The organism is uncultured Thiodictyon sp., assembly GCF_903828115.1.
Lineage (GTDB): Bacteria > Pseudomonadota > Gammaproteobacteria > Chromatiales > Chromatiaceae > Thiodictyon.
On the sequence record NZ_CAIKKU010000001.1, the window covers coordinates 1 to 12,158 of the forward strand.

The following is a 12,158-nucleotide window of genomic DNA, read 5'->3' on the forward strand; positions in this document are numbered from 1 at the left end:
GATCCGCGACGATCTGGCGCAACACCTCATACTGTCCCTCGTTGATCTTCTTTGGCCGACCACCTTTCGACATCGTTGCGCGCCTCGTTCTTGTAAACTCGCGCAAGAATATCGGCCAGGTAGATTTTGTCTATACCCTCTTATCCACCCTACAAGAATCCCCGCCCTTCAGTACAAAATTTTCCGGAAACCGCATCAGTTCGACGGACCCGGGGCACGCTGGAGCGGGGGCGCGGCTTGCGGCTTGGCAGACCCCTCCGCGGGCTCGGCAACGGCCGTGCCCCCGGGATCGGGTCCCAGCGCCGCTTTGGCCTTGGCCTCCGCCTGGCGGCGCTGCAACTGCATCTGGAGCATCTGGATAATGACCTGTGCGTCTGCCGGGGTCATCAGGGTCTCGTTCCCGGCCAGACTATCGGTCAGTGCCCCGGCAAAGATGGCGGGGTCCACTGCCACGCCCGACCGGCGCAACTGGGCGCCCAGGTCCATGCCGAGCGCATAGCTTAACCGATCCTGATCGGTACCAAGCACGGTTGCCTCCTGCCCCAGCGCTTGGACGCTCAGGCAGACAAAACCCAGGGCCGCCCAGGGGCCAAATCGTGTAATTCGCATCGTCATTGTCGTTGACCTCGCACATGCTCTCCGGGATCGCCCGCGGGCGAGCGGCCCAGCCGCCTGGAGATGGACAAAAAAAATCGGGGAAGGGCTCCTACCCTTCCCCGAACGCTGTGCCGGCTTATGGCCTCTTACGCCTTAAGACCACCCGGGTACTCTGCCCGGCCGCCGGATTCAACAGGTGGTCCGGGACCCGGTCGGGCTTACGAACAAGGTCCACCATTGCCATTGGTCGCAGGTACGCACACAACCGGCACTGGTACCCAGGCCGAATTGTATGCCCCATTCACCGCCTGTACACGGTAATAGTACTTCTGGTTGCGGCTGCCGGTAAAGGCACTGCTGGCGATACCACTGAGCACCGCGTTCCTCGTCACTGACGACGTGAAACCGGAGTTGGTCGAGCGCTGAATGCTGAACCCGGTCTCCTTGCCGGACAAGTCACTCCAGCGTACGGTCGTCGTCGACCCGGTGCCGCCGCCGGTGAGCACCTTGGTTGCCGTAATCGCATTCGGGGCCGCCGGGACCCAGTTGGTCGTCACGGCGGCCGACGGCACGGTACCGTTGAGCGCGGCAATGCGGTACTGGTAGTCGCTGCCGACCGCGGCCGCGGGATCGGTGCAGGTGCGGGTGCCGGTCCCGGCGAACGGGCCGCACGCGGGCGAGTCGACCGTGGTCCAGTTGGTGCCGTCGGTCGAACGTTGCAGGAGGAACGCGGTTTCGCCAGGACTGGTACCAGAGTTATCCGTGAAGGACACGGTCAGCACGCCGGTATACGGGGAAAGCGGATACGTGGCGCTCGCATTGCTCGGCGCGGCCGGGGGTGCCACGACCACGACAGTGTTGCTCAGCGCATAGCCCGAGCGTTGGGAACCACTCAGCGCCGCGACCTGGTACTGGTAGGTGCTGCCGACCACGATTCCGTTGCTGTCCGTAAAGCTCGTGGCATTCGGAGCCAGGGTCGCGTAGCTATCCACCCAACCGCTATTGTTGACATTGCGCTGGACCACGAAACCCGTCTCATTGCTGGAGTTGTCCGTGAAGGTCAACTGGATCTGCACTCCCACCTGCGCCGCCGCCGCATTGCTCGGGGCGGTCGGGACGGTTGGGCTAACCACCAGCGGGTCGGACACCGACGACGCGGTGAGGCTCGGGTATAAACCACCGTAACCGACGGTGTTCTGCGCGACGATCCGGTACCGATTGGTCGCGCTCCCATCGTACGGGCTCGGATCGGTGAAGCTGCGCACCTTGTGGGTATTTTCCAGGTTGAGCGGCGACGGAACCGGATTAGGCTGCCCGGTCGTCGAAGCAAGCGCGAACCAGGTATGCCCACCATCCGCGGAGCCCTGCACCAGGAACGAGGTCTCGGTGATCGAGTTGTCATTGAACGACAGAACGACGTGCCGCGCCTCGCTGATCGAATAGCCAAGGCCGTTCCAGGTCGGCGCGATCGGCGGGAGCACCAGCGACTCCGGACGCATCATGTCCATCTCCTCATGACTGAGGATATGGCAGTGCCACACATACTCCCAACCGAAGTTGACGAGTTGGTTGGTGACGACGGCAGGCACCGGTTGCCCAGTAACGGGGTCCATGGCGATCGGGTTGAAGCCCATCGTCGCATCGACCCCGGTGAAGGCCGTTGCCGGGTTCAGCGCACGAATGCTGTTAGGCACTTCAAACGGGACCTGGGGAATGATCGGCCGGATGGCCACGATTGTGTCCTGGAGCGGGCTCACCCGTATCGTCTCCTTCCAGCCCAATTCCGTGGGGTGCGGCGGGAGGATGATGTTGTCCCAGGCCACGCGGTTGAGCACCTGCACGTCGAACAGGTGGAAGTGGATCGGATGCGTGTCCACCCCGTTATGGGTGATCCTCCAGATCTGGGACCCATCCGCCGCGTCGGCGATCGGCGTCACCTTGGTGGCCGCGCTCGGCAGCTTGGTGCCGTCCCAGATCTCCGTCGTCGGGTTGATGTAAGGCAACAGGGTGATGGTCTGCCCGTTCGGCCCGGCCGGGCTAGCCTCCAGACCCAGGTTTGCGGTCATTCGCCCGAACTCGTCGAAGGCCGCCGAGTTCATCTCGTCATGCATCGCCTTGGGCTGGACCGCAATCTGCAGCTTGGACCTGGTGCCCGTACGCAGGGTGTTAAACCCGAACCAGGTACCGCCTTGGTTGTTGATCCGCATGAACCCGTCACAGGTGGTTCTGGGGCTGCTGCCCCCGGGCGTGGTAGACGGGGGATTGTTACAATCGCCGCTCCCGACAAAGTTCGTGCCATAGGCGGAGTTGTAGGCCGCCTGCCCGACGATGATCGGGTGCTGACTGGTCTCGAAGACACCGGTGCCGTTCGCCTTGTGCTGGAATGCTGTCCTGAGCCTCTGCAAGTCGAAGGCGTCGGCCTCATTGCCATCCGCAACCTTGATCTGCATGACGGTCCGGGTGTTGGGGCCATAGCCGGGCAGGACGGCTGCGGCACCGTTGGGGCTCATGTCCGGGGCACCAGTGTAGTAGTCGTAGCTCGGGACCCGGGCCGGGAAGGCGGCGGGCGCGTCGTTATAGACAATGAGCGTCTTGCCCCGGTAGGCCGAGAAGTCGACGATCACGTCGGCGCGTTCGGCCGGGGCCAGCAGCAGCGAGTGCTTGTCCACGTTCCCGACGTCGAAGCGGGTCGGATCCGTGATCCAGGTGGTCGGCTGCGGGGGGACGACGACGGGCGCGGGCAGGAAGCCCCCCTCGCTGCCGATCACGATCCAATCCGGTCCGAGTCGGCTGCGACTGATGTCCGGTGTCGGCACGACGGTCGGATCGGTCTGCGCCGCCTCCAGTTCAGACGCGTTGAGCGCAACCTCGGTCCCGGTCGCATCCGCTTCGTACAGCGACAGGTTCCAGAACCGGTCGTTGGCCGCGTTCAGGACGCGCAGGCGATAGGTCTTCGGCTGCACCGTGAGCGTCGGGTAGGCGGTCCCGTTCACCAGCGGCGTGTCGTTGAACTGCTCCATGCCGGCCGAGATGTTGGGCGTACCCGGAATAAACTGCGGCTCGCAGAACGGGTCAGTGTCGTACTGCCAGGTGGTCTGGTCGTTCAGGTTGCACTGTTTGTCTTCCGCCAATGGCTCCGAGAAGGGCGGCTCGGCCTTCGGGTCCATCTGGTAGTAGGGGTTGGGGATGGGACCATGCGGCGGGGTCGCCGGCGGCCAGAACCAGGGACCGTACATCCAACGGCCGTAGGCGCTCATACCCGAGGGGTCGCCCGGGTTCTGGGCCGGCATGTAGACGTGGTGGTACCAGAAGTTTCCTTTGCCGCCCCAGCGGTCCGCGTCCCAGGTCGGGTCCTGCTCGGAGAGTTGCGTCGTATCGGGCACGAAGGTCCGGTCCTGGATGATGAGCGGGATCTGGTCGACTGGAATCGTGGTCTTGCCGCTGCCATCCGGAGTGAGCAGCGCCTTCTCGGTGTCGTCGCTGACCAGATAGCCGGCCGCCTCGCCCAGGTACACGTTGAGCCTGGTCGTCCCGGACGCATGGTCATGATAGAACATCAACCGCGTGCTTTGCTGGTTGGTGTAGTAGAAGGTCTGACAGCCATCGGCGGGTTTCGAGCAATCGGGCACACCCAGGGCCTGGATGGCCGTGCCGGTCATGTCCGGGACATTGCCGACGCTCTCACCCTCAGGCCAATCGGTATGGGTTGCGTTCGTGAGGGCGCCTTCGTCGGCCGGGGTGATCCACTGGTGCGGAGTGCCATCGCTGATCCAGGGCGAGGTGCCGCCGTGCAGGTGCAGCGTGGCGCGGTTATCTCTGAAGCAGTTGACATCGGTACCTTTACCGGTCTGGGTGCACTCCGGATTGCGCACGCCATCCAACACGCTTCCCGCCCCAACGACCGGCGGATTGGGTGCCGGCCAATTGTTCAACGGGCCAAAACCCGCGCCCATCAGGGTCGAGTCCGTTGGTATGTAAAGATTCCCACCGGCGCCGGCGGGCAGCAGGTTGTAGAAGGTGATTCTGACCGCCTTATCCTTGGTCGCCGCAATGACGGGGCCGAGGTAATGGGGATCGGTTACCCCGTAGGCCCGGCTGCCGTCCGGCAAATAGAGGTCAACGGAAGTGCCGTCGAGCAAATCAGTTGACAGTGGGACCGTACCGGGAACCCCAGGGGAGGCGAGTTGCACGTAGTTTCGCAGCAGGGTCCCTTTCGTGGGGTCGTTGGCGCAGCCCAGGGATGAACTCATGCACTCGCGGTGCTGAACCAGCGCGATCGCGTAGTAATCGGAGTTGGCGGTGAATCCGTGTGCGGTCGTGAAGATCGTGGTGTCGGGCACCGCGAGCGGGATGTACTGGCCGAGATTGTTCTTGGCAGCATTGCAACTGCCCGTGACCGCGGGGTTGCACAGCCCCGGCAGACGGTCCTGGAACTTCTTGATGCCGCCGGCGGTGAGATAGTCGGAACCGGGATTGGTGACGTTGATCTCGGAGATCGTGCCATAGTCGGTGCTGGCCGTGGCCGTGGCCCCACTGCCGCCGCCGCCGATGGTGACGACGATCGGGTTCTGCTCGGTAGGCGTATAGTTCGAGCCGCCGTCAGTGACGGCAACGGTCTGGACGGCGAGCGTGGCCGTGACTTCGGCGCTGGGGCCGCCGTTGGTCATATTGATCGGGTCGTAGAGGGGCCCGTTGGTGATCACCACCGTAGGCGCACGCGAATAGCCAGAGCCAGGCTGGGTGACGACGATGCCCGTGATGGCGCCGGTGCCGGTGACGGGACAGTTGATCGCCCCATCACACAGGGCGTACGCCTGGGCTGCCACCCCGTTCACTGCATCGTCGGGCAGATCGAAGTTGACGACCGGGAAGGTGTACCCGGCCCCGCCAGTGCTCACCGCGACCGCATGGACGCCGCCGTATACGGTCGCCTCAGCGCCCGAACCGCCGCCGCCGGTTATCATGGCGGTTGGGGCAGTATAGCCCGAGCCATAGCCCGCGATGCTGGAAGGCCCGCTGACGGCGATGCTGGTGACCGCACCCGTCGCAGTGTAGTGCGCTTCCGCCGTGGCGTCGGCGCCCGAGCCCTCGATGGTGACGTCGGGATCGCTGGTGTAGCCGCTGCCCGGGTTCGTGATGACGATGCCCGTGACGACACCGCCGACCCCGACTGTGGCCGTCGCGGTCGCGGTCGTGCCCGAAGTCGGAGGGTCGATCGTGACGGTGGCATCTGGCAGCGTCAGAGGGCTCAATGCCCAGTTCGGAAAGGGGCCGAAATAGTGCGGGACCTTGGTCTGGTCCGTCGCCGAAGTCGGCAAGCCCGCCCCGGCCGGCGTGATCCCGAGGCCAAAGCCAATGGCCGCCCCCAGGATCAGATGCGTCCATTTCGAGTACCGACGCCTCCTGGCGTCAGGTGCGCGTGCTGTTTGTTTCATTTTGTCGCTCCGGCGCCCGGTGCTGGTTGTTGTGCATTGGGGGGGGATGAGGTTCGTGTCCCGGCAGCGGCTGCGGCGGCAGGCGCCGACGGGGCGGCCGGCGCCTCCCCGCGAACACCCGCCCCCGCGTCCTTGAGCGCCTTCGCCTTCATCGATTTGGTGACGATGATCGGCTTGGTGGCGCCATCGACCGGGACCGCTGCTTCCTCGGCCGCCGTCGCCATGCCCTGACCGACCCCAGCGCCAACCCCGATCGTGGCCGCCAGGGCCAGACGCATCCAGCGCGCGTGACGGTGACTTGTCACCTCAGGTACCACTTGAATCTTCATCATTTCATACCTCATGGTAGGGTCACGTGCGATCCAGGGAGGGCCGCGGCACCTTGGACACGTACTGACGACGCAAACTGGGGACCCGGACCCTTGACCCTAAAATTGCGGTCGAATAATCCGGTCGTACTCGTGGGCGAAGCATGGCCGCAAAACCGCGGGAAACCAATGGGGGTTTCCCCCCATTTCTGACGCCCCGATACAGTATTCTGAGACGACTCTGAGACAGGTCGCGGGTCCGGCACCTGACTGGGAAAAACGGCCGCCCGACGAACCTGACGAGATGCCGGTTTCACCCGACGGATAGCACAGTGGGTCATTCCGGCGATCAGGATTCCAGCGGAGCACCGGCCCTTTATTCAACCAGGGCAATGGCATAGTCGGCGTCTTCTACGCCCACCGAGCGGTCGTCGGGAACCGGCGTGTACCTGATTCCCCTGCGGGCCAAGGGATGCTCGACCGGGTTCCTGATTGCATCGTTTCCGGCGCGGATACCAATATAATCCACGATTGACTTGGCCAGTGATCGAGGAGGAGAACAACCATGCCGCAACAGACGCGCATCCTGTTGGTCGAGGATCATCGAATCTTACGCGAGGGCCTGCGGGCCATCTTTGACGCGGAGCCGGGTTTCGCGGTCGTCGGTGAGGCCGGCGATGGGGGCGAGGCAATCCGTCGCGCCCAGGAGCTGCAGCCGGACCTGATCGTCCTGGACCTGTCCATGCCGCGGATGAATGGACTGGACGCGCTCAAAGACCTCAAGCGCGTCGCACCCGGCGCGCGGGTGCTGATCCTCACCGCCCAGTTGGGCGAGGAGTACGTCTTCGGCGCCCTGCGGGCCGGGGCGGACGCCTATCTGTCGAAGGACTCCAGCGCCGCGGAGTTGGTGCTGGGGTTGCGTAGTGTGGCCGCCGGCGAGCGCTTTCTCGGCAGCCGGATCGCCACTCAGTTCACTCAGGCCTACCTTGAGGGCCGGGCGCCAAACCCGCAGGGGGCCATTCCCGACCTGATCTCGCGGCGCGAGCGGGAGGTCGTGAAGCTGGTCGCCGAGGGATACCGCAGCCGCGAAATCGCCACCTATCTGTCCATCAGTGAAAAAACCGTGGAAAAACATCGGGCGAATCTGATGCGCAAGCTCCAGGTGACCAATGTCTCGGGGCTGACGGCCTATGCCATCGAGAAGGGTTTGGTGACCCGCTGAGCACCCTCATCGTCCAGCCGCCAAACGGCCTCGACCCGGGTACCGCCGCCGGGTTGGCTGCGCAGGCGAAACACCCCGCCGGACAATTCGGTCCGCTCGCGCATGGAGCTGAGACCCGAACCCGGGGCCCGCCCTTGCGCGACCTCTTGGGGGAGTGCCCCCGGCACGAAGCCGATGCCGTTGTCCGCCACGACCAGGCGCAGCAGTTCCGCATCGGCACTCAGACCGACCTCCAGGAGGGTGCCGCCACCGTGTTTGGCGGCGTTGCTCGTCGCCTCCTGCAGGATCCGGAAGATCGTGGTCTTGAGCCCGTCGGGGATATCCTCTTCCACCGCGTCCAGGTGCTCCCGCACCTCAAGACCGGGATGGATCTTCTTCAGTTCACCGAGAAACCAGCGCAGCGTTGCCAGCAGCCCCAGGTCGTCCAGCATGGCCGGCCGCAGGTCCGTCGAGATCCGCCGCACTTCGTCCACGGCCCCGCGCAGGGCCGGCACCAGCGCACGCAACGCGGGCATGGACGCGCGGCGCTCAACCGCCGGCGCGGCGCCGAGACAGCCCTCCAGGGCCAGGCGGGTAGCGGTCAGGGTTTGGCAGATGCCGTCGTGCAGATCGCGGGCCACCCGTCGGCGCTCCTCCTCCTGGACGCCGAGCAGGCGCGCGGAGAGCAGGTGCAGTTCCGTCTCCATGCGCTTACGATCACTGATATCCTGCACGCTTCCAAGCGTTGCAGGGCCGCCCCGAAAGTCGATCAGGGTATTGTGCAGGCTCACCCAGCGGGACTGGCCGGACTTGGTCAACAGCCGGCACTCGTAGCCCGGGCCAACCGCCTGGTCGTTGCGGCGGCGCTCCGCCATCAAGGCGACGCGGTCGCGGTCCCGCGGGTCCACCAGGCTGAGGGCCGCGACCCCGATCAGTTCCGCGCGCTCATACTCCAGCAACTGCGCCAGCATCGGATTGACAAAGACCAGCCGCTGGTCAGCCAGCACGAAGACGCCGGTCGGCGAGTTCTCCACCAGGGCCTCCTCCCGCGCCTGGGCCAGTTCCCGGTCACGGGCGCGCAGCGCGGCCCCCATCTGGGCGACAAAAAAGGCGATCAGGACCGCGTTCAGGATGAATCCGTACCACATGCCCTGCACATGCAGGGCGAATACGGTCGGTCCGTGGTCAGGTACCGGAAACGCCCGATGGAAGAACATCAGCGCCGTATAACAGGCCGCCGCGACCCCGGTCACGCCCCAGATCAGGCGCGGCTGCAGGGTGGCGGCGGCCACGGTCACCGGCAGCAACAGCAGGGTGATGAGCGGATTGTCCGCCCCGCCGGTCAGATAGAGGGCCGCCGTGAGACCCACCAGATCGATGACGGCCTCCCGCAGCAGGGTGCCTTCGCCCGGGTCCGGGCCCGCGGCGGAGCCCCGGGACAGGTGCCACAGGGCGTCCAGGGTGTAGAGGACCAACCCCGCCCCCAACACGGTCAGCCACCACAGCGGGATGTCCAGCCCTAGCAAGAGGATCACGGCGACGAAGGCGAAGGCCCCCCCCGGCCAGCCCGCCCAGGCGCACCAGGAGTTGGTAGCGCAGACAGATGGCGCAGAGTGATGGGGAAAGGCGCGGGGTCGGTGCAGGCATGAGATTGGTTTTTGCCTCTCACTGCCGGACGGGGCATTCGCCCCGTCCGGAACGTTTTCCTTGGATCTGCCGATGGGTGTCTTCGCGCAGCGTCGAATCAAACGTTCGGGACGCGGTTAATACCCCGTCCCGCCCTCGCCCCTCCGCCGCCGCTTTAGCCCCCACTCCCGCCCTAGCGATTTTGGAGTCGGGCAAGTGCCTGCTCCGCCGCCCGCGCCCGCTGCTCGGCCTGCCGCAAGGCCAGCGCCTGCGCCGCGGCAAGCCCCTCGGCCTGCTGCCGCGCCTGTGCCTCGGTATCAGCACGGTTCGCTTCGGCGGCGGCGTGCTGCTCGGCCTGCCGACGCGCCTGTGCCTCGGTGTCGGCACGGTTCGATTCAGCGGCGGCGTGCTGTTCGGCCTGTTGCAGGGCCAGCGCCTGTGCCGCGGCACGCTCCTCGGCGGCACGCCAGCCGGGCAGCACGAAGGCGGCGTAGACCGGATCATCGCGCAGCGTGCCATGTTCGGGCCGACGGCAGAGGTCGGCCAAGCGGAACTGCAGGCCGGGCAGGACCCGTGAGCGGATCACGCCGTCGTCCGCCGCGATGGGGATATAGACGCCCGTCGCCGTGCGGGTGAAGAACGCTTGATGCTCGGGCGCGCGGTGCAGGATGTAATATTCCGGGACGCCGCCGACGGCATACTCGGCCTTCTTGACCACCGTATCGCGCAGGATGTCGCGGCGCTCCTGGTCCGAGAGGGCCTCGACACAGAGATCGAAGACGCCGTGATAGGACGCGTCCAGCGGAAGCAGCGGCTGGGGGTTGTCGTTGCAGACCACGCCGAAATCGGGCTTGCGGATGACGGTGCCGGTCGGCAGCGGCAGCCGAAAGCCCATCTCCAGCGCGACCATCCTGGCGATGGGCCGGGAGTCGAGGAACAGCCGCAGCAGGTGCATGAACCATTCGTAGACGAGGTAGGTTTCGTAGTTGGACACCGGCTTTTCCTCCAGACGTCCGTTGTTCCATTCATAGTGGACGTCGGACTCGAGGTAGTAGTCGCGCCAGTACTCCTCCTCCGAGACGTGGCGGCCGGCCGCGGAGGGTGGCAGGACAGGCGCCGGTTCAGGCCGCGTGCGGCGCGGTTCGGCAAGGGCGGTCTGCGACATGGGCGTCTCCCAGGGCGGTGGCGGTCATGGACATAGCCTAGCACGGGTCCCGTCGGCCGAAGGCCGTAGGGACGGGTTTGAACCCCCCCCAATTCAGCCTTGGACTCCAGGTTGCGGGCCAACATCGAACTCAGGGCCGAGCGGGGCAAATACCCCGTCCCGCCCGACATGAGATCGGTACTCAGGCGGCCCCACTCGCGCGCTGCCGGTAGAGCGAACCGTCCACCGCGGCGGCCATGGCCCACGCATCCAACTGGCCGCCAAGGAAGGCGCAAACCCGCTCCCCGACCGCGATTGGATCGGTGATGGTCTCCCGGTGGGAGACGAACAGGGTCTTGACGTTGGGTTGCTTCCCCAGCCAGATCCGCACCTGGCGCAACTGCTGATTGAAGGCCCGTTCGAGTTGCTCGTCGGTCAGATTAGCCGGTGCCCGACCGAGATTCGCCAGCATAAGGCGTTGCGACTTGAGAACCTCTTTGAAATCACGCTCCATGAAGACCACCCGGTAGGCCTCATCCGGCGGCAGGAAGGGCAGGAGTTGGGCCACGAGCTTGACCGCCCGGCCCCGCGCCCCGGCCAGCCAGGTGCGGTCCTGGCGGAGCCGGGTCGCGGCGTCCAACTCAAAATAACCGCGAGGGTTGTCGCCATCGGCCGCCCGCCGGCCATCCGTCAGGGCCGCCAACCCACCCGCGACCAGCATCTGCATCATCATCGAGGTGCCGGAGCGCGGCAAGCCCGCGACCACGACAACACACTGCGCGGGGTCGGTCGGCACGCCGCTCTTGTCGACCAGCGGCGCCCGCTGCCGCTCGGGCGCCCCGTCGAAGGGGATCTGCCGGGCCTCCTGATCGACCTCGGGCGCAAGGTCCTCGACCCCGGCCAGCGCCGTCGGCTCCACGCGCCGCTCCCGGCGGCGGCGGGCACGGATCTCGCGCACCAGGCGCCAATGCCCGCGGGCCTTCTCGGGATCGAACTCGAAGCGCATGGCGTAGCCGGCAAGCAAGCGATGGGCGCGCTCGAAGTTGGGGTTGATGGATACCGCCACCCGCATCGCCTCCGCGGCCCGGGTGAATTGCCGATTGCGTAGCAACCCGAGGGCCAGGACATAGTGGGCCATGGGGTTCTGGTAGCACAGGGCAACGGACTCCAGGGCCGCGGCCAGCCCCTCATCCACTCGCTTCTGCCGCAGACAGGCCTTGGCGAGACCGAGATAGGCGTGGGGATTGCGTGGATCAATGGCGAGCGCCCGGCGGAAGGCCTGTTCCGCCTCCACCCAGCGCCGCAGCCCGACCAAGGCGTCGCCGACCTGGAGGTGCAGACCGGGACGCCTGGGTTCGGCCTTACCGGCGCGCCGCAGGTGCTCCAGGGCGGCGGCGGGCCGGCCCTCCGCGATGAGCACCCAACCCATGAGATAGTCCAGGTCGAAGGTCTTGAAGCGGGCCGTCATCCGCAGGTCGTCATACTCCTGGCGCTGCGCATCGGTGAGCCGCGCCGGATCGGGTTCGCCCTCCACGGTGAGTTCCCCCGCCGCGGCCTGGCGCGCCTTCACCTCGGCCTCGAAGACGGGCAGCCGTTCCTGGGCCGCGGTTGCGGCCCGCTGCCGGTCAGCGGTCATCTGCTCCACCAGCGCGCGCAGTTGCGGGACCCGGTTGGCGGCCCGGTGGCAGGACGCCAACTGCACTCCGAAGGTAGCCGTTCAGAGACCCCTTGACCGCTGCCTCCAGCCCGATCAGTATGTTCCCCCTACGCTGCCCGATGATACCGCGCCACTGACCGATGCACCTGAGCGACCACAGCCTCAACCAGCTTGATGAAGCCTACGTCCA

7 protein-coding genes are annotated in these 12,158 nt (G+C 66.0%); 1 reads left to right on the forward strand and 6 read right to left on the reverse strand.

Annotated elements, in window-relative coordinates:
* Positions 1-195: 195 nt before the first annotated feature.
* The 3 genes from QZY48_RS00005 to QZY48_RS00015 all read right to left on the reverse strand — a co-directional run bounded on the left by QZY48_RS00005 (position 196) and on the right by QZY48_RS00015 (position 6,364).
* Positions 196-615: an FKBP-type peptidyl-prolyl cis-trans isomerase N-terminal domain-containing protein gene (locus QZY48_RS00005; protein ID WP_295426262.1), complete on the reverse strand. Its 420-nt coding sequence runs from the start codon at positions 613-615 to the stop codon at positions 196-198.
* A gap of 200 nt (positions 616-815) precedes the next feature.
* Complete coding sequence (locus QZY48_RS00010) at positions 816-6,032, reverse strand: multicopper oxidase domain-containing protein (RefSeq protein WP_295426264.1); 5,217 nt, start codon at positions 6,030-6,032, stop codon at positions 816-818.
* Complete coding sequence (locus tag QZY48_RS00015) at positions 6,029-6,364, reverse strand: hypothetical protein (protein ID WP_295426266.1); 336 nt, start codon at positions 6,362-6,364, stop codon at positions 6,029-6,031. Before QZY48_RS00015 ends, QZY48_RS00010 begins: the two co-directional genes overlap by 4 nt.
* Before the next feature lie 541 nt (positions 6,365-6,905).
* Between QZY48_RS00015 and QZY48_RS00020 the strand changes: the two genes are divergently transcribed.
* A complete protein-coding gene (locus QZY48_RS00020) occupies positions 6,906-7,562 on the forward strand; it encodes a response regulator transcription factor (RefSeq protein ID WP_295426268.1) in 657 nt (218 codons plus the stop codon).
* On the opposite strand, the gene QZY48_RS00025 is transcribed toward QZY48_RS00020, so the two are convergent.
* From QZY48_RS00025 to QZY48_RS00035, 3 genes are all read right to left on the reverse strand, one after another.
* Positions 7,529-9,076: a PAS domain S-box protein gene (locus tag QZY48_RS00025; RefSeq protein ID WP_295426269.1), complete on the reverse strand. Its 1,548-nt coding sequence runs from the start codon at positions 9,074-9,076 to the stop codon at positions 7,529-7,531. The two genes, QZY48_RS00020 and QZY48_RS00025, sit on opposite strands and share 34 nt — an antisense overlap.
* A gap of 284 nt (positions 9,077-9,360) precedes the next feature.
* The gene (locus QZY48_RS00030) at positions 9,361-10,332 is read right to left on the reverse strand and encodes a Uma2 family endonuclease (protein ID WP_295426271.1); all 972 of its coding nucleotides are present in this window, start codon (positions 10,330-10,332) and stop codon (positions 9,361-9,363) included.
* A gap of 181 nt (positions 10,333-10,513) precedes the next feature.
* A complete protein-coding gene (locus QZY48_RS00035) occupies positions 10,514-12,007 on the reverse strand; it encodes a tetratricopeptide repeat-containing sulfotransferase family protein (RefSeq protein WP_295426273.1) in 1,494 nt (497 codons plus the stop codon).
* Between the last annotated feature and the right edge of the window lie 151 nt (positions 12,008-12,158).

What these genes read in the sequence shown, in the direction of transcription:
- QZY48_RS00015 (WP_295426266.1), bottom strand. Translation starts at nt 6,364, where the DNA reads ATGATGAAGATTCAAGTGGTACCTGAGGTGACAAGTCACCGTCACGCG.
- QZY48_RS00005 (WP_295426262.1), bottom strand. Translation starts at nt 615, where the DNA reads ATGACGATGCGAATTACACGATTTGGCCCCTGGGCGGCCCTGGGTTTT.
- QZY48_RS00020 (WP_295426268.1), top strand. Translation starts at nt 6,906, where the DNA reads ATGCCGCAACAGACGCGCATCCTGTTGGTCGAGGATCATCGAATCTTA.
- QZY48_RS00010 (WP_295426264.1), bottom strand. Translation starts at nt 6,032, where the DNA reads ATGAAACAAACAGCACGCGCACCTGACGCCAGGAGGCGTCGGTACTCG.
- QZY48_RS00030 (WP_295426271.1), bottom strand. Translation starts at nt 10,332, where the DNA reads ATGTCGCAGACCGCCCTTGCCGAACCGCGCCGCACGCGGCCTGAACCG.